Source organism: Streptococcus infantis (assembly GCF_047463275.1).
Classification (GTDB): domain Bacteria; phylum Bacillota; class Bacilli; order Lactobacillales; family Streptococcaceae; genus Streptococcus; species Streptococcus infantis_AF.
The window spans coordinates 89,757-113,909 of record NZ_JASHEE010000004.1 but is presented as its reverse complement, the minus strand read 5'-3'; the positions used below and the strand labels follow the sequence as shown (position 1 = coordinate 113,909).

The window sequence follows — 24,153 nt, the reverse complement described above, 5'->3', positions numbered from 1 at the left end:
AAATTCTTCCTTTATAAGAAATTTATAGGCCCAATTCTTCTTTCAAAGGCACTAAATAAGTCATTTCGCTCTGACCTCTCATCTCAAGTCCTTTCTCTGCTATCGCTAGCAAGTCTTTGGAGAACTGTACTATCCCAACTGTTTCTTCATCTGTGAGTTGCTTCTTAGAAAACTGTCTTCTCAAAGACTTGTAGTCACGACCAAATCTCTCAAAGAAAGGTGCTGTTTCTAGGTAAGTTTCAAGCTTGTCTAGATTGACCAACAAACCTAGATGAAAGGCTGCCGAAGCAAAGGTGCGGTCTAGCGGTTGTGTACAAACACTACGAAATTCGACCGTTCCTCGAGTTGTTAAATCTTGGAATTGGTAGCTACGGTGCGCTTGGAAATCCTTTTCTAGAGGAGCAAACAGAGTCTCTTTCCCATTTATAGTATAAGCATGAATCTCATCAGTAGCTAGGTAATCTCTAGCTTGAATCGGAGAAAAATAATAGGTTTCTCCATCTCGTTCTGCTGTGAAAATCGCAGAATGGTCTAAATAATCAAAGAAATCATCTTCATCTTTAAAGAGTCTGGTATTAACACCAACATTCTCTGGATAGATCCCATGCATGGATTCTTCCCAAAAAATATCTCGTGAAATCTGGGTGCCCCAGTCTGCTCCAGAAAACTCAGAATTGGCAAACAGGTAAGCTTTGGCTGCCTCTATCTGTGTGAAAGCATTGATGACACGTAGGTAGTTATCGGTCGAAACATCCAACTGGACTTGACTCCCGCAGATGAAGGCTCCGTATTGCGGAAAGTCATGTAAATGCGCACTTTCTTGGTGACTCCCCATACTCAGATAATCCATCAGCATCTGATAGCGTGGATAAGCCACAGGTCTATTGTCATTTTGATTCCAGTTTGGGTGAATCCCCCAACCCTGGATAGCATGTTCCTTTTCGCCTAGCTTTTCTTGGATTACCTTCATATAGGCCTGAAAACGTCCTTCAGCCTCTTGGATATTCTGAGCCCTACCAAAGGCAAATTCCAAGGTCGTGTAAGAAACCTCAAACAGAATCCGATCTTGACTCATCGGTTCTACAAGTTGAATCGGATTGCCCTCCTGGTCTACCTTTTCAACTTCCAGACTGAGAGCATCCACCAAAAAGCGCAACAAATCCTTGCTGACTTCAATATCTGTAGGTTGGCCTTTCGTATGAACGATAGGAAACTCCAACTCAATACCGATGTAGAGATCTGGATTTTTTTTGATATTTTTTAAATAGCGGTCTTTTAATAACTGGATTGAAGGGGACATAAACACCTCTCACTCTAAATTCTCTAACCAGAAAAATAAATTACTATCTATTATATCAAAAACTGAATCAGAAGCGTCTTGAAAAATGTCTTTCCTAATTTTAATAAGACACTTAAAACTTTTATACTAATTTTTATACTATTATTTTCATGTTATATTTAAATACATTGATATATCAACGTTTCAAAAGTAAACATTTTCACAAATTTTTGAAAGTTTAGTATAAGTAGTTGATTTTTTTATGAAAACGATTTATACTTAAATAGTCTTAAAGTTTTCTTAAACTACGAGCCAAACATTTTATAAGGAGGAATGACAATAATGAGTATCGGAATCATTATTGCGAGCCACGGTGAATTTGCCGCTGGTATTCATCAGTCAGGATCTATGATCTTTGGTGAACAAGAAAAGGTTCAAGTTGTAACCTTTATGCCAAACGAAGGTCCAGATGATTTATACGCGAAGTTCAATAATGCTGTGGCTGCATTTGACGCAGAAGATGAGGTTCTAGTCTTGGCTGACCTTTGGAGTGGGTCTCCATTTAACCAAGCTAGTCGCGTGATGGGAGAAAATCCTGAGCGTAAATTTGCCATTATCACAGGACTTAACTTGCCGATGTTAATCCAAGCCTACACCGAACGCCTGATGGACGCTAATGCTGGAGTGGCTAAAGTTGCTGCAAACATCATTAAAGAATCCAAGGATGGCATCAAGGCTCTTCCAGAAGAGCTCAATCCAGCTGAGGAAGTTGCAAGTGCTGCAGCTGCTCCAGTTGCCCAAGCTGCTATTCCAGAAGGAACTGTTATCGGAGACGGTAAATTGAAAATCAACCTTGCACGTCTTGACACACGTCTCCTTCACGGTCAGGTTGCCACTGCTTGGACTCCAGATTCAAAAGCAGATCGTATCATCGTTGCTTCAGATAATGTTGCTAAAGATGACCTTCGTAAAGAATTGATCAAACAAGCAGCTCCAAACGGAGTGAAGGCTAACGTTGTTCCAATCCAAAAATTGATTGAGGTTGCAAAAGACCCTCGTTTTGGTAACACACACGCCCTTATCTTGTTTGAAACACCTCAAGATGCCCTCCGTGCTATCGAAGGCGGTGTACCAATCAAAACTCTTAACGTAGGATCTATGGCTCACTCAACTGGTAAAACAATGGTCAACAACGTATTGTCAATGGACAAAGAAGACGTTGCTACATTTGAAAAAATGCGTGACCTTGGTGTTGAATTTGACGTACGTAAAGTACCAAACGACACGAAAAAAGATTTGTTTGACTTGATTAGCAAAGCTAACGTTCAATAATTTACATTAAATAGAAAAGGAATAAAACCATGTCAGATATTTCAATCATTTCTGCTATCTTGGTTGTAGTTGTTGCCTTCTTCGCAGGTCTTGAAGGTATCCTCGACCAATTCCAATTCCATCAACCAATCGTAGCATGTACCCTTATCGGGCTTGTAACTGGTAACCTCGAAGCTGGGGTTATGCTTGGTGGATCACTTCAAATGATTGCCCTTGGTTGGGCTAACATCGGAGCTGCCGTAGCTCCTGACGCTGCTCTTGCTTCTGTTGCTGCTGCAATCATCATGATTAAAGGTGGTAACTTTACTACTGAAGGGATCGCAGTCGCAACTGCAACTGCAATCCCTCTTGCCGTAGCTGGACTTTTCTTGACTATGATTGTTCGTACAATCTCAGTTGGTTTGGTTCACACTGCTGACGCTGCTGCTAAAGAAGGAAACATTGCAGCTGTTGAACGCGCTCACTACTTTGCCCTTGTTCTTCAAGGTCTTCGTATCGCGATTCCTGCAGCCTTCCTTATTGCTATCCCTGCTTCTGCTGTTCAAGATGCTCTTAAATTGATGCCAGACTGGTTGAACGGTGGTATGGCTGTCGGTGGTGCCATGGTCGTTGCCGTTGGTTACGCTTTGGTTATCAACATGATGGCTACTCGTGAAGTATGGCCATTCTTCGCTATCGGTTTTGCTCTTGCAGCAATTTCTCAATTGACTTTGATTGCCCTTGGTGTCATCGGTGTTGCCCTTGCCTTCATCTACCTCAACCTTTCTAAACAAGGTGGAAACGGTGGCGGAGGAGCTGCAACTTCTAACGATCCAATCGGTGATATCCTAGAAGACTACTAGAAAGGGGAACAATCATGGCTGAAAAAATTCAATTATCAAAATCAGATCGCCAAAAAGTTTGGTGGCGTTCACAATTCCTTCAAGGTTCTTGGAACTACGAACGTATGCAAAACTTGGGTTGGGCTTACTCTTTGATCCCAGCTATCAAGAAACTTTACACTAAAAAAGAAGATCAAGCAGCTGCTCTTGAGCGTCACCTTGAATTCTTCAACACTCACCCATACGTAGCTGCTCCAATCATGGGGGTTACTCTTGCACTTGAAGAAGAACGTGCTAACGGTACTGAAATCGATGACGCTGCTATCCAAGGTGTTAAGATCGGTATGATGGGACCTCTTGCTGGTATCGGTGACCCAGTCTTCTGGTTTACAGTTCGTCCGATCCTTGGTGCCCTTGGTGCATCACTTGCTGCAACTGGTAATATCGTTGGACCACTTCTCTTCTTCTTTGGATGGAATGCAATCCGTATGTCTTTCCTATGGTACACACAAGAGTTTGGTTACAAGGCTGGATCTGAAATCACTAAAGACATGTCAGGTGGTATCTTGAAAGACATCACTAAAGGAGCTTCAATCCTTGGTATGTTCATCCTTGCCGTTCTTGTACAACGTTGGGTATCCATCAACTTCACTATCAACCTTCCAGGTAAACAATTATCAGAAGGTGCCTACATCAACTTCCCAGAAGGTGCTGTTACAGGTGGAGAATTGAAGGGTATTCTTGGTCAAGCACTTAGTGGTATGAGCTTGGATAGCGTTCAACCACAAACGCTTCAAGGTCAGTTGAACTCATTGATTCCAGGATTGATGGGACTTCTCCTTACTTTCCTTTGCATGTGGTTGCTTAAGAAAAAAGTATCTCCAATCACAATCATTCTTGCCCTCTTTGCAGTTGGTATCGCAGCTCGTTTCTTCGGTATCATGTAATCCAAGCAATTGAGAATATAGATAAAAAAGAATCAGGTTTATTACCTGATTCTTTTTGTGTATCAATTTTTTCTTCTAGTCAGATAATGCAAGCCTCCAATCACCACTGCTAGGATGGCTACATAGACGACTTGACTGGTTTCTAGAGGTACAAAAGTTCCTTGCAAGATAAAGGTGTTGGCAAGCACTCCTACAAAGGCTGCAAGGCTCAAAAACGTGAGCAAGACTAGTTTGTATCGATTAAATGGCAGACTGACCTTGGCAACTAGACACAAACCATTGATTAAAGCCAGTAGGAAGCAAATAAATTTGACCTGACCTGGGACAGTGATAAAGAAGTTCGTCAGGAGAACACTAGCAATCAGAATGCCTCCACCAATCGCCGCGTTGGTTAGGATATCTCTCATAAAGTGAGTGCTAACCTTTTCTTTATTGGACTCAAAAGTTAGGAAGAAAGATGGAATCCCAATCGTAATGGCTGAAATGATTGTAAACTGAATGGGGATAAAGGCGAATTCCAAACCAAATATCACACTCAAAATCGCAAACACGATGGAGAAGAAGGTCTTTGTTAGAAAGAGAGAGGCTACCTTTTGGATGTTATTGATGACCCGGCGACCTTCCATCAAGATATCATAGAATACTGCAAAGTCATCAGTGAGAAAAACAATATTGGACACACTTTTGGCTGCACTCGTAGCCCCCTTCATGGCAAAACTAATATCTGCTTTCTTAAGAGCTAGAACATCATTGACCCCGTCACCACTCATTGCAACTGTTTTACCAGCATTTTGCAAAATAGATACCATCTTTTGCTTCTGTTCAGGTGTCACACGTCCAAAGATTTCGTGTTCCAAGACCACTCTTTCAAAATCTTGTTCACTCACCTTGGTCATATCAATCGCACGGGCTTCTTCCTTAAAACCTGCCTTACGAGCCACCCCATATACAGCTACATGATTATCACCACTGATAATCTTCACTTCAACACCTTGAGATTCGAAATAGTCAAAGGTTTCCTTGGTATTGTCCTTAATCTCATCTGACAGAACGACATGCCCTAGCAGTTCCAGATTGGCTGGACTCGTGATCTGTTCCTTGCTATGAGCGAGTGTCAAGATTCGAAAACCTTGCTGTTTTAGATGTTCATAGTAGGCATCCATCGGCTGGGTAAAGCCTAGAAATTCATAAGCACCGAAGAAATAGGTCCCACCCTCTTTTACTTGGACAAAGGAATACTTGTTTTTACTTGAAAATGCACCGACTTCTTGAACTTCCCACTTTTTCTCACAGGTTAAGTAAGTCTTCAGAGCTCGGGAAGTTGCATTTTCATCGTCAAAATAGGCTAGATAAGAAGACAGTTTCTCTGCTACATTAGCATCCATTTCTTGGACCTTCATATTACCAGTCGTGATAGTTCCTGTCTTATCGAAACAAAGAACATCTACTCGCGCCAAGGTTTCCACACAGTATAGTTCCTGCACCAGAACCTTCTTTTTGGCCAGTTTCATGGCCGCTACTGCTAGGGAGACACTGACAAGGAGAATCAACCCCTCCGGAATCATGCCGACCAAGGCACCTGAACTTCCCAATACAATTTCAACATAAGACCGTCCTAGACTAAAACCTCTGATATAGAGCAGAATGGCAACTGGCACCAGCAAGATCGAGACGATTTTTAAAATCTTATCCATGTAATCGCGCAGTTGAGAAGGATATTTTTTGAATTCCTTGCTGGATTTTGCGAGCTTGTTGATATAACTATCGGGCCCCACAGCTGTCGCCGTGACCAGACAAGTACCGCTGACGACATTGCTTCCGCTCATCAGCTGGTCACCAACAGTTTTAAAGACCGAATCACTCTCACCTGTCAGCAAGGACTCATCCACTTCAATATTCCCTTCAAGCACTTCTGCATCGACAGGCACCTGATCACCCAGATTGAGATGCAGATACTCACCCAGAACGATGTCCTCCGAATCAATCTCAATCATTTGACCATCTCGGTTGACTCTATACTTACTTTTACCAAGCAAACTTAGCTTTTCCAGAGCATTTTTTGAACGCACTTCTTGGAAAATTCCAATGGCTGTATTGATAGCAATCACACCTAAAAAGAGCATATTTTCAAATCGCAAGGTTGTGGCTACCAGAACTGCCAGAGCCAAGTTCATGGCATTAAAGAAGGTAAAGATATTTGAAACGACGATTTCCTTGGTTGTTTTATAGGGTTTAATATCGCTGATATTTCGTTGACGATCCTTGATGTCTTGGCTACTTAAATACTTCATTTCTACTCCGATATCCTTTTGTACTACTATAGTAACACATATCTTTCTCTCTGTCACTTAAAGACTCAAAATAAGGAGAACTCCCTTGGCAGGCATCATCTATCGCCACTTTAAGAAGGACTTAAAAAGAGGCTAGGATTTTCCTAACCTCTTTTCTCTATGCTTTATTCTGCCAAGGCTCCCATTGGATCCCATGGTGCAAGTACGATTGGTTCTACTTCATAGGCAGCTTGTTCTTCTGCTGTCAGCAATTCTTTACGGACAACGATTTGGTAAGTATATTCGTCCATCCAAGCGTCTGAGGCGACAAAGTAACCATCTGCACCGACCTTGTCTCCCCATGAGTTTTCAACCTTCCACTTGGTTGACTTGCCATTTTCATCCAAATCCACACCTGTCAAGACCATGGCGTGAGTCATCAAACTTTCGCTGTAGTCCAAACGTCCAGCCTTGTCTTGAGTGAGTTGGATATCCATGCTTGATTCAAAGTCATAAACATCTGTCGCAAGGATTCCAGCTTTGCGGTTGCTAAGTTGGCCGACATCTGAACCAAACCAAACAGTTTCTCCTGTTTGCATTTGGGCAATCGCCAATTCTTTCAAGCGTTCCATTGGAACGTTGATGTAGCGAACTGCACGGCTACCAACCACATTTCCCAACATCTCAACTGTGTAAGATTTGCCGTATGGTTTGTCAGCAGTCGGAGCATTGATAACAGAAACATAATCTTCTAGAGGAAGGTCGATATATTTCTTGTAAAATTCTTGTGGTGTAATCCCCTTTTCGCTTTGGTAATTGTTATCCTTATCGCGATAAGCAAAGTCAAATTTACGTGGTGGAAGTCCTAGTGACATAGCAAGGAAGTTAAAGATCTCTTGCAAGAGGTCTTCTTTCTTAGCTTGAACAGTCGCTTGGTCCGCACCAGAAGCAAGCAAGTCACGCAAGATTTGGGCATCTTGACGGAGCAATTTATTGAGGATGGCATTGAGCTCACGGCTGCTACTAGATGAAACAGACTCAGGGTAAACTGACTTAGGAACGACACCGTATTTCTCAAAGAGGGCCACGACCATATCCCATTGACCACCGTCTTGTTGAGGGGTTTGGAGTAGGAAGCTAACCTTGCGGCTCGTCAATTCTTGGTCTGCAGTCGCAATGACTTGCTCCAAGAACCAGTTGGATTTCTCGTACTTGTCCCAGAAGAAAGTGTGGGCTTGTGATAACTCAAAGTTTTCCAGTTTGTATTGAGAGATGAGTTTGTGGCGGAAAGTATTAAGTGCCGCAAACATCCAGCAACGACCAGATGCTTTCTGGTTAGTGACCTTGTCCTTAGTCAAGTCAAGTGAGAAAACAGGTGTGTTGTCTACATGGCTTTGGCGACGCTCTAGGGCTGCAAAAATTCCATTGTGGCTAGCTGCATTTTCGATAGCTTGGTATTTTACATTTGCTTCATAGTTGGCAAATAATTTATCTGTAAATGATTCTTGAATCGCGTTCATAAAATCCTCCTTTTTTCTTACTGTCTATTATAACGCTTTTCACAAAGGAAGCAACCAAAAACTGAAAAAGGTAGGGATATTCCCCCTACCTTTTCCGATTATTCAGTTTATTGAACACTTTCAAGCATGCCTTCTAGTTCTTCCTTGGTTAAACGACGCCATTCTCCACGTTTCAAATTCTCATCCAAGGTCAAAGTTCCCATGGTTAAACGTTGCAAGTCCACAACTTCCTTACCACAGTAGGTCACCATCCGTTTGACCTGGTGGAATTTCCCTTCTGCAATGGTCACTCGGACCAGGCTTTCTTCCTTTTCCGTATCAATAGACACAAGCTCCAGCTTGGCAGGCTGACAGGTAAAGTCCTTGAGTGGAATTCCCTTGGCAAATGTCTCAACATCTGTATCTGTCATGATTCCCTTGACCTGCGCAAGATAGGTTTTATCCACATGGCGTTTAGGTGAAAGAAGGGCATGAGCCAGTTTGCCATCATTGGTCAAGAGCAAGAGTCCATGCGTATCGATATCCAAGCGCCCTACTGGGAAAACTTCCTTGGCACGTGCATAGTTATCTAACAAGTCCAAAACAGTCTTATGTTTAGGATCTTCAGTCGCTGAGATAACTCCCTGGGGCTTGTTCATCATATAGTAAACAAACTCCTCGTAGTCTAGCTTTTGCCCGTCAAAGCAAATCTCGTCTGTCTCTTCATCAATTTGTAGCTTTGCAGATTTTTCTTTCTTGCCATTGACCGTCACGCGCCCTGACTTGAGAAAGTTTTTAACCTCAGTCCGACTCCCAACAGCACAGGCTACTAAAAATTTATCTAATCTCATAGGGCTATTATATCATGAAAAAGCATAGACTTAGAACAAAAAAAGCCACCTGATTGGGCGACTTAATTTTTTTATAGGGAGATTATTATGAAAAAGTTTTAGGAGTATAAGTTAAGGTCTTCTTAACTTATGAGATAAGTATACAGCTCCTATCTTAAAGTTTCCTTAAGTATTTTTAAATGTGAGATTTTTCCATTTTTCTCGCCAATTTTTCTTAGATAAACGCAGTTGATAAAGCTTCATTCGGTCTTGATTTTCTAAGAAATGAGGAGTTGGAGAAACCTGAAAGTTCAAAATATCCTCTAAACCATAAGGAGCAAAGAGCTCTAGAGTTGCGTCAGCATGCAAGCGAAGTCCTATCGCCGTGCAACGTTCGGGATATTTACTCATAGCGTCACAGGAATTCACATACGGTTCCGTATGGGGACTATGCTGATGCATATAGACTTGATTTTTCAACTCCCACTGATACTGGGGGAAATCCTCTCTCAACTTGTTTTCTATTGCCAGCGTTTCTTCATAACTCACCTCTGGGTCAAAGAAAATGACGTCCACATCCGTTTCACGGTCAAAGGCTGGTTTATCTGACAAGAGATTCCAGATAAAATTTCGAACCGAACCAGCTGCTAACCAGGAATCTTTTAACTCCAAGTCACGGATGATGGTCAAAATAGCCATCATTTCAGAATTTTCCCTAAAAGAGTCTAAAATTTCAGTCTCATTTTTCAATATATTCATACCCCAAATGATCATAAGCCTTGGCTGTCGCGACCCGTCCTGAACGAGTTCGCATGATAAAGCCTTTCTGGATTAGGTAAGGTTCATACATATCTTCTACCGTTTCACGCTCTTCGGCGATATTGACCGAAAGAGTTCCTAGACCGACAGGACCCCCACCGTACATCTCAATCATGGTGCGAAGGATTTTCTGGTCCACATAGTCCAATCCTTCATGGTCTACATCCAGCATGGTCAAGGCCTTATCCGTAATGACATCATCAATCAAGCCATCGCCCATAATTTGGGCAAAGTCACGCACGCGCTTGAGGAGTCGATTGGCGATACGAGGAGTTCCACGACTGCGTAAAGCTAACTCTGAAGCAGCCTCATGGGTGATTTCCATCTCAAAGATATCTGCCGTCCGCTCGACAATCTCTGTCAAGTCAGCATGTTCGTAATATTCCATGTGACCTGTAATCCCAAAACGGGCACGAAGAGGATTGGACAGCATCCCTGCTCGTGTCGTTGCCCCAATCAAGGTAAATGGTGGCAATTCCAGATGGACACTACGGCTAGCTTCTCCTGCACCAATCATGATGTCAATGTAGAAGTCTTCCATAGCACTGTAAAGGACCTCTTCTACAGACATGGGTAAGCGATGAATCTCGTCAATAAAAAGAACATCTCCTGGCTCCAAGTCATTCAAAATTGCTACCAAATCACCGGCTTTTTCGATAACGGGACCAGACGTCTGCTTGAGATTAACTCCCAATTCATTGGCAATGACAAAAGCCATGGTTGTTTTCCCGAGACCTGGAGGGCCAAATAAAAGAACATGATCCAGCGCCTCATCACGCATTTTTGCTGCCTCGATAAAGATTTGAAGCTGATCCTTGACCTTGTCCTGACCGATATATTCACGTAAATATTGGGGACGGAGGGTACGCTCTACCAACTCCTCATCACCCATGATTTCATTATCTAAAATTCTACTCATGTTCCTATTATAGCAAAAATCCAGCCCACAAACAAAAAAGCCACCTGATTTGGTGGCTTCTTTAGGGAGATTATTATGAAAAAGAAAAGTTAGGATTTCTATTAAATAAAGTTAGGAGGTCTTTACTTAATGGTTACATGATACATGAGTAAACTTAAAGTTAACTTAACCTATAATTTTTATTTTTTTGCTAGAGATTTTAACTACTACCAGCCAAAGCAGAAAAGTTAGGAGACAGATACTCACCACTATTAAGTATGTTTCTTCCTTTGTTAAAAGGTTCTGCCAATTAAGCCGGATTCCTAATTTTTCTTGAAACTCTTCTAATAAGCTACTATTCCCCATAAATGTAGTTTCTAATTGCTCCTTCATTAAGACCTGTCTATAGAGAGAAGCAAGATAGGTAGCCGGTGTGCACTTCATGAGAACTTGAGCGAAGTTAGGAAGAATTCCCATTGGTACATAAGTTCCTACTAAAAATCCTGAAGCTGTACCTACAATGGTAGCCAATTTACCCAGACTATCTACTGACTGGAAATGATAAATCAAGAGTACATTTACCAATGTTGAAAGGAGACTACTTAGCAGCATGATTAAACTTATTTCAAATAGCTTACTCATAGCTGGAATTTCTTGAAAATAAAGGCTCATAACAATAAGCATAAAGGCTTGCATAACAAAGGAAATGATAAGGCTACTAATAAGATAAGACAGTTGCAAGCCCCAGCTCCCTAAATCTGTCAAAAAGAGATCCTGATCCACTTGATTTTCACGGTCTTGTACCATCTGGGTCAAAGCTGTAAAACTGGTTGTAATCCCAGTCACAGCCAAGGTTCCACCCATCAGCCAGTTATTTAAAAGGCTCTTATTATCAGGAAGTTGGGACCAGGCATCCATCAAATTTTTCTGCAAAAAAATGATATAGAGTAGAAAGGAAATCAAAGCTCCCAGTAATGAGAAAAAGACTCCTGAACGATTACGAAAATACAATAAAAAATCACGTTTTAATAAGGCTAACATTAGCGCACCTCTCTTCCTGTAAGGGCTATGAAGGCATCATCCATAGTTCCTGGACGAAATTCAAAACTAGCAATCTTCTCACGAACTTGGGTCAAATAATCAATAGCTTCCAATTGGCTCTTAGGATAAAGACTATACTCAAACTCATTTTCCTTTTCCACAGGCATATTTTTAGGTAAGAATTTCTCCACCTGCTTGTCTTTAAAACAAATTTTTAAAAGATTGGAAGCGTACTCACTTTTAATCTCAGTAGCAGAACCTTGGGCAATAACCTCTCCATGATCTATAATATAAAGTTGATCTGCCTCATCTGCTTCATCCAGATAATGAGTCGTTAAGATAATAGTCATCCCTTCATCTCTTTGTAGACGATACAATAAATCCCAAATGGATTTGCGAGTCTGAATATCTAGTCCAGTCGTAGGCTCATCTAGAAATAAAATATCGGGATTGGATAGGAGAGCCCTAGCAATGTCAACTCGACGTTTCTGTCCTCCTGATAAAGTTCCATAAAGTTGTTTCTGAAAAGCAGTCAACCCTAGTTGATTGATTAAATCTTCCACACGACCACCCTTAATCCCCTTATACTGCTGGGCACGAATGGCTAGGTTTTCTTTGACCGTCAACTTTTCATCCAATACACTTGCTTGAAAAACAACTCCAATCCTAGTATTGGGCGCATAGATGATTTGACCATTAGTTGCTCTTTTAAGTCCGATTAACATTGAAATCGTGGTCGATTTGCCAGCCCCATTAGGTCCTAAGATTGCGTTAAAACTTCCTTTTTTAAACTCTAAATTTATATCTTTTACTGCTGTATGGTCTCCATAGTTCTTAGTAAGGCCTTTTGCTTGTAAAATCATATTTCCTTCCTCCTTTTTACACCTTCAGTTTAACAAAAAGGAAAAAGAAAAAATATAGTTTGGTGCTATGTGGTCGAAATGGATGATTATGTGGTCAATTCTACCTTAAAACTTCTGCATTTGAACATAAAAAAAGCCACCTGATTTGGTGGCTTCTTTAGGGAGATTATTATGAAAAAGAAAAGTTTAGGATTTCTATTAAATAAAGTTAGGAGGTCTTTACTTAACGATTACATGATACATGAGTAAACTTAAAGTTAACTTAAGATAAAAGAATTATTTTAATTTTTTTTGTTCCACCCAAATCATTCCTGTACAATCATAAGTAGATAAGGTTTCAAACCCCAGAGAACGGTAAAAACCCAAGGTTTTTTCTGTCTGTTCAGTCGCTAGTTGTATTTGGTAGGCATCCTTATAGTCAGCTAAGGCTTCTTTCATCAAGTTACTACCAATTCCTTGGCGCTGATAGCTAGGCAAAACAATCAAATCCTGGACAAAAACGGATGAAAAACCGTCTCCAACCAGACGCACTAAACCAACGATTTCCTCACCATCACGAGCAAGATAAGTCGCTAGCGAATGAGACAAGGCCTGTTCCAACATCTGTGGCTGATTGGTATAGTTTGTCCAACCAACTGCCTGATAGAGATGCAAAACATCATCAATTGAAACAGATGTTTCGTTTGTAAATTTTATCATAGTAGAACCTTTCTAACATTCTCTAAGAGATTTCAACTGATGGCCTTCTTCATCAAAATTCTCAGATTTTAACCACGCTTTAAAACGTGCTTTAACCTTTGGCCAATCCTTATCGATCATAGACAACCAATCCGTATCCCTAGTACGCCCTTTATAGATAACAGCTTGGCGGAAGGTTCCTTCATAGAAAAATCCCAAACGTTCTGCTGCTTTTCTAGATGGAAGATTGAGGGCGTCACACTTCCACTCATAGCGGCGATAGTTGAGTTCTTCAAAAACATAACGAGCTAGCAAATAGTGAGCTTCTGTTCCCATCCTGGTCTGTTTGAGAGCCGGAGAAAAGGTCACCGCGCCAACTTCAATGGTGCGATTGGCTTGGTCAATGCGCATGAGCGAAAAAGTCCCCAACGCCTTTCCAGTCACTTTATCGATAATCGCGTAGTAAAAGCGATCCTTGCGCTCAATCATCTGCTTTAAAGCTACGATTAATTCTTCGAGATTCTCTACTGGTGGTTGAAAGAGATAGGTCCACATGTCACGAGGGCTATCTGAGCCATAAACAGCTAATAAATCCTCTGCATGCTTTTCCACCGATAGAGCTTCTATAATCGTATATCGCCCTTCTATCCGAACAAGTGAAGGCAAAACTCCAGGTGTATCATCTACAGGTTCACCAATCATCTGACCGTATTCATTTACTGGCATAGTTTTCTCCTTGTCTCACACTTATAAGTTTAAAGATGTGAATAGTATATCACATCTCACAGGTAATCTACAAAAAATCCTCCAGATTCTACTCTGAAGGACTTTTAAATTTATTTCGTTACGATATTTACAAGCTTGTTAGGTACACTAATCACTTTTACTTTAGAAAGAGCAACACCACGAATTATCCAACTTAGTCAAATAGAAAACCAAACTTTTCATATTTAACAAATTACCTTTAACTCTTATAAACATCAGTTGGGTACGATATTCCAAATTCTTCTGAAAATTGCTTATCAGAGATTTTTATAAATTCCTCATCAGAAACATCTATTCCCTCAACTGATTCTAACACACTAGTGATGTGCAATAATGGAGCCAATGCCGATATATCCGTATAATGTACAATATCCATCTCAATTTCCCATACTCTTAGAAAGATATCTTTATATTTTTCTAGCAATTCATCTATATCTCCTATAGTCTTTAAACCCAATCTTTTTGCTCTCTGGACTACAGTGGATAGATAAGAACTGTTAATATTAAAATCTATGGGCACATCTAACGGTTTACTCTCATCCAGTAACTTAATGTAATTTGGATCTTTCGTTACATAAGTCATAAGTGTACTACTATCTATTGGTAATTCTTCTTTTGAAGTAGGTAATTTTTCTCTTACCTCCTTCTCATAGTTATTAATATTATTTTTTAACTGCAGAAAATTTTCATCAGCCAATTCAATTAGTCCTGCTAATCTAGAGAATTGTCTCCTGTATTGATCGGGTATATCTTCCTTACTTTTATATCCCAAATCATGTTCAATTTCAGCCCAAGCATGTTGCATAACTGTCCTAATTTGTATCTCCAACTTTATGTTTTCAAATCTTCTATATAAAATAGAGGAAGAGTTCTCCTCTTTTAAACTTACCACATAATGAAGTGAAACATAGCCAAATTTTGTTGGATCCTCACTTTTACGTTTATCAATAGTATTCTCTACATCAACCTCGAACTCTTGACTGATTAGTTCAGCTATTCTATCGACATCATCACTAAAGTACGTTATGATACGAATACCGCATAAATCAGTAATCTCTGCTAAATTAGAATAATTTTTCCTCTTTACTTTTCCTTGAAGAGACTCTACTGTTTTTACTCTCCCAATTATTTCATGAACGTTAATGGATTCACTTTTAATAATATCCTTTACAGTATTCTCTACATAATTTAAGCAGTCTTCATAACTCCCTCGTGAAACGGAATATCCTTCAACAATCTCCTTATGACTTTGACTTATCATTAATCCTCCTAAAAAGAAAACAAAAACTGTTTCTATTTTAAATTTACAATTATTTCACAACAATATTTACAAGCTTGTTAGGTACACTAATCACTTTCACGATTTCCTTACCGCCAATTTCTGCTTTAACTTTTTCATCCGCTAGAGCGATTTCTTGCAATTCTTCGCGTGATAGGTCTTTTGCGACCATGAGTTTAGCACGGACTTTTCCTTTGATTTGAACAACGATTTCGACTTCGTCTTCAACCAATTTGCTTTCGTCCCATGTTGGCCAAGCTACGTAAGAGATAGACTCGCCTGTTGCTGCCACTGTTTGCCAGAGTTCTTCTGCCAAGTGAGGGGCAAATGGAGCAATCAATTGGATAAAGCCTTTGGCGTAATCCACATAGAGTTTGTCTTCCTTGTTAGCTGCATTGACAAAGACCATGAGTTGGGCAATGGCTGTGTTGAATTTCATGGACTCGATTTGCTCTGTGACAGCTTTAACGGTTTCGTTATAAACCTTGTCTAGAGCACCATTGTTTTCCGCAACGATTTCTTTACTTGTGATCAAACGGTACACACGGTCAAGGAATTTACGGCTTCCTTCCAGACCTTCTTCAGACCAAGCGATCGAAGCATCGAGTGGTCCCATGAACATTTCATAGACACGAAGGGTATCGGCACCGTATTGTTCCACCACATCGTCTGGGTTGACCACGTTCTTGAGGGATTTAGACATCTTGGCTGGTGCTTGCTCCAATTCTTCTCCTGTTTCCACATGGAAGAAGAAACCGTCACGTTTTTCAACCTTGTCAGTTGCTACAAGAGCACCGCGATGGTCACGGTAGCTTGTTCCCAAGATCATTCCTTGGTTAAAGAGTTTTTGGAATGGTTCTTTGGTTGGAACAACACCGATATCATAGAGGAATTTGTGCCAGAAACGAGCGTAAAGCAAGTGAAGTACGGCATGTTCTGCACCACCAACATAGATATCCACTGGCAACCATTGTTTGAGGAGGTCCTCATCAGCCAATTTTTCTGTGTTATGTGGATCGATATAGCGGAGGTAGTACCAGCTTGAACCTGCCCATTGTGGCATCGTATTCGTCTCACGACGACCTTTGACACCATCTTCACGAGTCACTTCCAGCCAGTCTGTCAAGTTAGCTAGTGGGCTTTCCCCAGTACCTGAAGGGCGGATATCCTTGGTGACTGGCAAGACAAGTGGGAGGTCACTTTCTGGAACGGCTGTTGAAGTGCCATCTTCCCAATGAATGATTGGGATTGGTTCACCCCAGTAACGTTGACGACTAAAGAGCCAGTCGCGGAGACGGTAAGTAACTTTCTCTTGACCACATCCTTTTTCTTCCAACCAAGTCACAATTTTGGCAATCGCTTCTTCTTTGTTAAGACCGTTCAAGAAGTCTGAGTTGACGTGAAGGCCATCTTCTGTGTAAGCAGCCTCTTCAACGTTTCCACCTTCCAGCACTTCTACGATTGGAAGACCAAACTGTTTGGCAAATTCCCAGTCACGTTGGTCGTGGGCAGGTACAGCCATAACAGCACCTGTTCCGTAGCTAGAAAGAACATAGTCGGCAATCCAGATTGGAATTTCTTTGCCGTTTACAGGGTTGATCGCATAAGCACCAGTCCAAACCCCTGTTTTTTCCTTGGCAAGGTCTGTACGAGCCAAGTCTGATTTGAGGCTAGCTTGGTGTTTGTAATCAGCTACAGCCTCAGCTTGTTCAGGTGTTGTGATAGCATCTACCAAGTCATGCTCAGGAGCCAAGACAGTGAAAGTTGCACCAAAAAGAGTATCTGGACGTGTCGTAAAGACGGTGAATTCCTTGTCAGTTCCTTTCACCTTGAAAGTGACATTGGCACCAGTTGATTTCCCAATCCAGTTGCGTTGCATGTCCTTGATAGACTCTGGCCAGTCCAGATCATCCAAATCATTGAGCAAGCGCTCTGCATAGGCAGTAATTTTAAGCATCCATTGGCGCATTGGTTTGCGGACAACTGGATAACCTCCACGCTCAGAAGTTCCGTCAGGAAGAACTTCTTCGTTGGCGATAGCTGTTCCCAATTCTTCAACCCAGTTTACTGGCACTTCCGCTTCATAGGCCAAGCCTTTTTCATAAAGCTTAGTGAAGATCCACTGCGTCCACTTGTAGTAGTTCGGATCTGTCGTATTGACTTCACGGTCCCAGTCGTAAGAGAATCCAAGCGCATTGATTTGGCGTTTGAAGTTGGCAATGTTTTCCGCTGTGAATTCAGCTGGGTCATTCCCTGTATCCATAGCGTATTGCTCCGCAGGCAAACCAAAAGCATCCCACCCCATTGGGTGAAGGACATTGTAGCCTTGCGCACGTTTGAAACGGCTGAGGATATCGGTCGCTGTATAGCCTTCTGGGTGTCCTACGTGAAGACCTGCTCCAGATGGATAAGGGAACATGTCCAATGCATAAAACTTAGGTTTTGAGGCATCTGTTCCTGTCTTAAAGGTGTGATTGTCAGCCCAGTGTTTCTGCCACTTAGGCTCGATTTCTTTGTGATTGTAAAAACTCATGGTCTCTCTCCAATTTTGTGATGTTACTATTATACCATTTTTGAGGGAATTTGAAAGACGAGAAATGTTCTTTTGGGCTTGGATGGAAAGAAAGACTGAATCGCAAATCCAGCTTATTTAGCAGTATAAAAAATTAGCTAACACTTGAAATTAACTTATATCGATTATTTATCTCTTCCATCTTTTTCCCCTAACGCCTTTGACTCATATTCCCCGTTTTAGTTTTCTTTAAGGTTTTTATTATATCCTATAGAACTCTGCAAATTATAAACATTAAGCAAGTCGTAGAGTAAAAACGTTCGTAAAAAAAGGAGACTTTTATGAAAAAACTACTATTCTTTCTCTCTTGTGGATGGATATTTCTTACTTTATCAGGATGTTCTTCAACAACAGAAGCGGAAACTAGCTCTGAAAAAGATTCAGATAACACCTTGGTTATCTACTCGCCTAACCCTGAAGACCTTATCGAAGAAACAATCCCAGCCTTCGAAGAAAAATATGGTATTAAGGTTGACTTAGTACAAGCCAGCACTGGTGAATTGTTCAAAAAAGCTGAGGCTGAAAAAGAATCCCCTGTAGCCGATGTCATTTTCGGAGGCTCCTACGCCCTCTTCTCTTCTAACGAAAATCTTTTTGAACCTTATATTTCTCAAGAGAACGACCAGATAATCCCTGAATATCAAAATAAAACTGGATTCTACACGCCTTATACACTTGATGTCAGTGTCATCATTGCCAATTCAGCTCTTACAAAAGATATTAAAATTGAAGGCTACAATGATCTACTCAATCCTAAATTAAAAGGAAAAATCGCAACTGCTGATCCAAGTAATTCTTCTAGCGCCTTTGCTCAATTAACAAACATGCTTGTGGATCAAGGTGGCTATGAAAATGAGCAAGCTTGGACCTATGTGAAAAATCTATTTAGCTTAGTAGACGGGAAAATTGCTTCTAGTTCTTCAAATGTCTACAAATCTGTCGCTGACGGAGAAATGGCTGTAGGACTTACCTATGAAGATCCTGCCTTGAAACTCTTAAACGATGGCGTTGATGTAAAAGTCATTTATCCAAAAGAAGGAACAGTCTTTTTGCCTGGTAACGCAGCTATTATCAAAAATGCCAAACACATGGAAAACGCTAAAAAATTTATCGATTTCCTTCTTTCCCAAGACATTCAGGATAAACTAGGAACTGAAACAACCATCAGACCCATTCGAAAAAATGCTAAAACCAATAAAAATATGAAATCAATGACAGAAATCAATATCGCCACTGAAGATTCCGAGTACGTCATCCAAAATAAATCAGCTATTCTTAAAAAGTACAATGATATTTTCACTAATATTCAATCGAAACAGTAAAAGAGGTTCACTATGAGTGAGATCAAAATTATTAACGCAAAAAAAATCTACCACGACATTCCTGTCATTGAGAATTTAAATGTTACGATTCCAAAAGGAAGTCTTTTCACCATTCTTGGACCTTCAGGTTGTGGAAAAACGACCCTTCTTCGAATGATTGCAGGCTTCAACAGTATTGAAGGCGGAGAATTTTACTTCGATGATACTAAAATCAATAATATAGAACCCAGCAAACGCAACATCGGCATGGTTTTCCAAAACTACGCTATTTTTCCACATTTGACTGTCCGAGATAATGTTGCTTTTGGTCTTAAACAAAAAAAGGTTCCAAAAGATGAATTAGTTCAACAAACTAATAAATATCTGGAACTAATGCAAATTGATCAATACGCAGATCGAAAGCCCGATAAGCTCAGTGGTGGACAACAACAACGTGTCGCCTTAGCACGTGCCTTAGCTGTTAATCCAAGTGTTCTCCTCATGGACGAGCCACTTAGTAACCTGGATGCGAAACTTCGCTTAGATATGCGCCAAGTTATTCGAGAAATTCAACACGAAGTGGGAATTACAACTGTATATGTGACCCACGACCAAGAAGAAGCGATGGCTATTTCAGACCAGATTGCTGTTATGAAAGACGGAATCATCCAACAAGTCGGACGACCAAAGGAACTCTATCATAAACCAGCTAATGAGTTTGTGGCAACCTTTATTGGACGCACAAATCTCATCCCAGCCAAACTAACAAAACGGAGCGACGGTGCTTATATCGTCTTTTCAGATGGCTATGCCCTCCCTATGCCAACTCTTGATCAGGCTAAGGAACAGGATATTCTTGTAAGTATCCGTCCCGAAGAGTTTATCAAAGATGAATCTGGTGATATTGAAGGAATCATTTCAGATAGTGTTTATCTTGGACTCACCACTGAATATTTCGTAGAGACTGTATTTTCTTCAAAAATACAGGTGAGCGAAGAATCAACTTTTGAAGAAGATCTTCAAAAAGGGGATCGAATTCGTCTACGAATCAATACTCAAAAGTTAAATGTTTTTTCTGCAGATGGTTCCCAAAATCTTATTACAGGAGTTGGTTATGAAAGGTAAAAAACTAAATATCTGGACTGCATCTTCCTTCTTCATTTTCCTTACATACTTAGTTTTCTTAGTCTACCCAATTGTGACTGTACTAAAGCAAGCGTTGATACATGAAGGTAGTTTCTCTTTAGAAAATTTTGTAACATTCTTTAGCAAATCTTATTATTCTGAGACACTCATTAATAGTTTTAAGGTTTCTGTAACTGCCACAATCACTTCTGTCGTTGTTGGTACCTTGCTAGCTTATCTTTTTTCAATGTATGACTTCAAGGGAAAGAAATTTTTACAAATTTTGATTATCATCGCATCCATGTCAGCTCCCTTTGTAGGTGCCTATTCTTGGATTCTACTTCTTGGTAGAAACGGAGTTATCACAAAATTTCTAACCAACACACTACATTTGCCAGGTTTTGATATTTACGGCTTTAAAGGTATTGTACTTGTCTTCACTCTTCAACTTTTCCCTCTCGTCTTCCTTTATGTAGCTGGAACTATGAAGAGTATTGACAATTCCCTCTTGGAAGCTGCGGAAAGTATGGGATCTTTCGGCTTTAGACGTATTGTAAAAGTCATTTTACCTCTCTTGGTCCCAACTTTACTAGCAGCAGCACTCCTAGTCTTTATGAGAGCTTTCTCAGACTTCGGTACTCCGATGCTGATTGGTGAGGGATATCGTACCTTCCCGGTATTAATCTATACTCAGTTTATCAGTGAGGTTGGAGGCAACTCAGCTTTCGCATCTGCTCTAGCAATCATGGCTATTACAATCGCCCTTGCCATCTTCCTCATCCAAAAATACATTTCAAATCGTTTTAGCTTCAGTATGAACTCGCTTCATCCCATTGAACCTAAGAAAACGACAAAAGGAAAGATGGCTGCTATTTATGTGACTGTTTATGGCATTATCTTATTCTCTGTATTACCTCAAGTTTACTTGATTTATACATCATTCCTCAAGACATCCGGTATGGTATTTGTTAAAGGATACTCATTAAATAGTTATAAGACAGCCTTTAACCGTATGGGATCTGCTATTTTCAATACCATTCGAATCCCTCTACTTGCCTTGATTCTCGTTGTTGTCTTTGCAACCTTCATCTCATACCTTGCAGTTCGTAAACGCAACCTATTTACGAATCTAATTGATAGTCTTAGTATGGTACCTTATATCGTGCCAGGAACAGTTCTCGGTATTGCCTTTATCTCTTCATTCAATACAGGTATCTTCGGAAGTGGCTTCCTTATGATCACAGGAACAGCCTTCATCTTGATTATGTCCCTATCTGTCAGAAGACTTCCTTATACTATTCGCTCTTCAGTTGCTAGTTTGCAACAAATTGCTCCTAGTATCGAAGAAGCTGCCGAAAGTTTGGGAAGTAGCCGTCTCAATACCTTTACTAAAATCACTACCCCAATGATGCTTTCAGGTATCATCTCAGGAGCAATCCTATCATGGGTAACAATGATTTCAGAACTTTCTACTTCGATTCTCTTATACAATGTTAAAACTAGAACAATGACCGTAGCTATCTACACTGAAGTACTTCGTGGAAATTATGGTGTGGCAGCAGCCCTATCTACTATCCTTACTGTCTTGACAGTTACTTCCTTGTTATTGTTTATGAAGATTTCTAAGAACAACAGTATTACGCTCTAGTTTTTCTCCTAAAGACAGCCAAATGACTTATTGGCTGTTTTTTTATCCTCTCTTACTCAGTTTGCTCTTCATAAATAATATAGATGCAAGTTAGTGCTTTTTATGGTAGAATATAGGAAAGTGCTTTCTCAGAAGGAGGGGAAAATGAACAAACAAACCATCGCTGTTTTAGGGCCTGGTTCTTGGGGTACTGCTCTGTCACAAGTTTTAAATGACAATGGACACGAAGTACGTATCTGGGGAAATATTCCTGACCAAATTGACGAAATCAATACACAACATACCAACAAACGCTATTTTAAGGATACTGTTTTAGACGAAAAGATTGTTGCCTACCATGATTTAGCAGAAGTCTTGAAGGGCGCTGACGCTGTTTTGTTCGTAGTCCCAACTAAGGTAACAAGATTGGTAGCTCAACAAGTGGCTGCTGTTTTGGACCATAAAGTGGTTATTATGCATGCTTCAAAAGGTCTCGAGCCAAATAGTCACAAACGTCTTTCAACCATTCTTGAAGAAGAAATCCCTGAAGAGTTCCGCAGTGAAATTGTGGTTGTATCTGGTCCTAGCCACGCAGAAGAAACAATCGTCCGTGATATCACCTTGATTACTGCTGCTTCTAAAGATTTAGAAACAGCTCAGTATGTTCAAGCACTCTTTAGCAACCACTACTTCCGTCTTTATACCAATACAGATGTGATTGGAGTGGAAACAGCTGGTGCTCTTAAAAATATCATCGCTGTTGGTGCAGGTGCCCTTCATGGACTTGGATTTGGTGATAACGCTAAGGCTGCCATTATCACGCGCGGGCTTGCAGAAATTACTCGTCTAGGAGTCAAGCTTGGAGCAAATCCATTAACTTACAGTGGTCTTTCTGGAGTTGGGGATTTAATCGTTACCGGAACTTCTATCCACTCACGTAACTGGCGAGCAGGTGATGCTCTTGGGCGTGGTGAAGCCTTGGCAGATATCGAAGCAAATATGGGAATGGTCATTGAAGGAATTTCAACAACCAAAGCTGCTTACGAATTGGCGCAAGAGCTTGGAGTCTATATGCCTATTACCCAGGCTATTTACCAAGTTATTTATGAAAATGTTAATATTAAGGATGCTGTTTCTGAACTCATGAGTAACGAGTTCAAGGCAGAAAACGAGTGGTCATAATCACCGTTAGAAAGGATGCTCATGAAGCAAAAAGTTAGAAAAGCTGTTATCCCTGCTGCGGGACTTGGAACTCGTTTCCTCCCGGCAACCAAAGCCTTGGCCAAAGAAATGTTGCCAATCGTGGATAAGCCAACCATTCAATTCATCGTTGAAGAAGCTCTCAAGTCTGGAATTGAGGACATTCTTGTTGTAACAGGGAAGTCAAAACGTTCTATCGAAGACCATTTTGACTCAAACTTTGAACTAGAATATAACCTTAAGGAAAAAGGAAAAACAGATCTCTTAAAATTAGTTGATGAAACGACTGGCATGCGCCTTCACTTCATCCGTCAAACACACCCACGTGGACTCGGAGATGCCGTTTTACAAGCCAAAGCATTCGTTGGGAATGAACCTTTTGTGGTCATGCTCGGAGATGACCTCATGGATATCACTGATGACAATGCTGTCCCATTGACCAAGCAACTTATGAATGATTACGAAGAGACTCACGCTTCTACTATCGCCGTGATGCCTGTACCACACGAAGAAGTCTCTTCTTATGGTGTTATCGCACCTCAAGGTGAAGGAAAAGATGGACTTTATAGCGTTGAAACCTTCGTTGAAAAACCCGCACCTGAAGATGCACCAAGTGATTTAGCCATCATCGGTCGTTACCTCCTCACACCAGAAATTTTTGGTATTCTTGAAAATCAAAAACCTGGTGCCGGAAATGAAATCCAGCTAACAGACGCTATTGATACCCTCAACAAAACTCAACGTGTATTTGCTCGTGAATTCAAGGGGGCTCGTTATGATGTTGGAGACAAGTTTGGCTTTATGAAAACTTCAATCGACTACGCACTTAGACATCCTCAAGTCAAAGATGACTTGAAAAATTATTTGATTAACCTTGGGAAAGAACTCTCAGGAGAAAAATAAGCCCTTAAACCAGGTTGAAAATACCTGGTTTTTTTGTTGCCTAAACACCTCCAAAGCTAGTCCAAGCCTAATTTCTTGCAATCATTGCTTTTATGGTATAATAA

20 protein-coding genes are annotated in these 24,153 nt (G+C 40.7%); 8 read left to right on the top strand and 12 right to left on the bottom strand.

Annotation, left to right across the window (positions count from 1 at the left end; translation table 11 throughout):
- Window positions 1–22 precede the first annotated feature (22 nt).
- Complete coding sequence (locus QM923_RS06985) at window positions 23–1,300, bottom strand: gamma-glutamylcysteine synthetase (protein ID WP_414291357.1); 1,278 nt, start codon at window positions 1,298–1,300, stop codon at window positions 23–25.
- 321 nt (window positions 1,301–1,621) lie between these two features.
- On the opposite strand from QM923_RS06985, the gene QM923_RS06980 reads away from it, so the two are divergent.
- From QM923_RS06980 to QM923_RS06970, 3 genes are read left to right on the top strand one after another with little or no spacing between them, the layout of a single operon-like run.
- A complete protein-coding gene (locus QM923_RS06980; protein ID WP_414291356.1) occupies window positions 1,622–2,611 on the top strand; it encodes a PTS sugar transporter subunit IIB in 990 nt (329 codons plus the stop codon).
- Window positions 2,612–2,640: 29 nt separating this feature from the next.
- Entirely contained in the window at window positions 2,641–3,453 is an 813-nt protein-coding gene (locus tag QM923_RS06975; RefSeq protein WP_004250648.1) for a PTS mannose/fructose/sorbose transporter subunit IIC, read from the top strand.
- 14 nt (window positions 3,454–3,467) lie between these two features.
- Window positions 3,468–4,379, top strand: coding sequence for a PTS system mannose/fructose/sorbose family transporter subunit IID (locus tag QM923_RS06970; RefSeq protein WP_006149277.1), 912 nt, complete (start codon window positions 3,468–3,470; stop codon window positions 4,377–4,379).
- A 62-nt stretch (window positions 4,380–4,441) separates the two neighbouring features.
- Here the strand turns inward: QM923_RS06970 and QM923_RS06965 are convergent, their stop codons facing one another.
- The 11 genes from QM923_RS06965 to leuS form a co-directional block, all read right to left on the bottom strand.
- Window positions 4,442–6,670: an HAD-IC family P-type ATPase gene (locus tag QM923_RS06965; RefSeq protein ID WP_414291355.1), complete on the bottom strand. Its 2,229-nt coding sequence runs from the start codon at window positions 6,668–6,670 to the stop codon at window positions 4,442–4,444.
- A 164-nt stretch (window positions 6,671–6,834) separates the two neighbouring features.
- Window positions 6,835–8,169, bottom strand: coding sequence for an aminopeptidase C (pepC, locus tag QM923_RS06960; RefSeq protein WP_070800481.1), 1,335 nt, complete (start codon window positions 8,167–8,169; stop codon window positions 6,835–6,837).
- A 107-nt stretch (window positions 8,170–8,276) separates the two neighbouring features.
- The gene (locus tag QM923_RS06955; RefSeq protein WP_414291354.1) at window positions 8,277–8,999 is read right to left on the bottom strand and encodes a pseudouridine synthase; all 723 of its coding nucleotides are present in this window, start codon (window positions 8,997–8,999) and stop codon (window positions 8,277–8,279) included.
- Between the two features lie 165 nt (window positions 9,000–9,164).
- Complete coding sequence (locus tag QM923_RS06950; protein WP_414262563.1) at window positions 9,165–9,737, bottom strand: nucleotidyltransferase family protein; 573 nt, start codon at window positions 9,735–9,737, stop codon at window positions 9,165–9,167.
- On the bottom strand, window positions 9,718–10,716 hold the full coding sequence (gene ruvB / locus QM923_RS06945; RefSeq protein ID WP_414291353.1) for a Holliday junction branch migration DNA helicase RuvB: 999 nt from the start codon (window positions 10,714–10,716) through the stop codon (window positions 9,718–9,720). Before ruvB ends, QM923_RS06950 begins: the two co-directional genes overlap by 20 nt.
- Before the next feature lie 165 nt (window positions 10,717–10,881).
- Complete coding sequence (locus QM923_RS06940) at window positions 10,882–11,736, bottom strand: ABC transporter permease (protein ID WP_060955162.1); 855 nt, start codon at window positions 11,734–11,736, stop codon at window positions 10,882–10,884.
- The gene (locus tag QM923_RS06935; RefSeq protein ID WP_414291352.1) at window positions 11,736–12,599 is read right to left on the bottom strand and encodes an ABC transporter ATP-binding protein; all 864 of its coding nucleotides are present in this window, start codon (window positions 12,597–12,599) and stop codon (window positions 11,736–11,738) included. The genes QM923_RS06940 and QM923_RS06935 overlap by 1 nt, the downstream gene beginning before the upstream one ends.
- Window positions 12,600–12,875: 276 nt before the next feature.
- Complete coding sequence (locus QM923_RS06930) at window positions 12,876–13,298, bottom strand: GNAT family N-acetyltransferase (protein ID WP_414291351.1); 423 nt, start codon at window positions 13,296–13,298, stop codon at window positions 12,876–12,878.
- 12 nt (window positions 13,299–13,310) lie between these two features.
- Window positions 13,311–14,003: a GNAT family N-acetyltransferase gene (locus tag QM923_RS06925; RefSeq protein WP_414291350.1), complete on the bottom strand. Its 693-nt coding sequence runs from the start codon at window positions 14,001–14,003 to the stop codon at window positions 13,311–13,313.
- A gap of 238 nt (window positions 14,004–14,241) precedes the next feature.
- The gene (locus QM923_RS06920; protein ID WP_414291349.1) at window positions 14,242–15,303 is read right to left on the bottom strand and encodes a GTP pyrophosphokinase; all 1,062 of its coding nucleotides are present in this window, start codon (window positions 15,301–15,303) and stop codon (window positions 14,242–14,244) included.
- A 49-nt stretch (window positions 15,304–15,352) separates the two neighbouring features.
- Entirely contained in the window at window positions 15,353–17,854 is a 2,502-nt protein-coding gene (leuS, locus tag QM923_RS06915) for a leucine--tRNA ligase (RefSeq protein ID WP_414291348.1), read from the bottom strand.
- Window positions 17,855–18,174: 320 nt separating this feature from the next.
- Between leuS and QM923_RS06910 the strand changes: the two genes are divergently transcribed.
- From QM923_RS06910 to galU, 5 genes are all read left to right on the top strand, one after another.
- The gene (locus QM923_RS06910; protein WP_254730035.1) at window positions 18,175–19,215 is read left to right on the top strand and encodes an ABC transporter substrate-binding protein; all 1,041 of its coding nucleotides are present in this window, start codon (window positions 18,175–18,177) and stop codon (window positions 19,213–19,215) included.
- A 12-nt stretch (window positions 19,216–19,227) separates the two neighbouring features.
- Window positions 19,228–20,319 (top strand): ABC transporter ATP-binding protein, encoded by a 1,092-nt coding sequence (locus QM923_RS06905; RefSeq protein ID WP_414291347.1) that lies wholly within the window; start codon window positions 19,228–19,230, stop codon window positions 20,317–20,319.
- Window positions 20,309–21,967 carry an ABC transporter permease gene (locus QM923_RS06900; RefSeq protein WP_414291346.1) on the top strand — a complete coding sequence of 553 codons (1,659 nt, stop codon included), beginning with the start codon at window positions 20,309–20,311 and terminating at the stop codon, window positions 21,965–21,967. The genes QM923_RS06905 and QM923_RS06900 overlap by 11 nt, the downstream gene beginning before the upstream one ends.
- Before the next feature lie 144 nt (window positions 21,968–22,111).
- The gene (locus QM923_RS06895; protein ID WP_414291345.1) at window positions 22,112–23,128 is read left to right on the top strand and encodes an NAD(P)H-dependent glycerol-3-phosphate dehydrogenase; all 1,017 of its coding nucleotides are present in this window, start codon (window positions 22,112–22,114) and stop codon (window positions 23,126–23,128) included.
- Between the two features lie 21 nt (window positions 23,129–23,149).
- Entirely contained in the window at window positions 23,150–24,049 is a 900-nt protein-coding gene (gene galU, locus QM923_RS06890) for a UTP--glucose-1-phosphate uridylyltransferase GalU (RefSeq protein ID WP_414291344.1), read from the top strand.
- Window positions 24,050–24,153 lie beyond the last annotated feature (104 nt).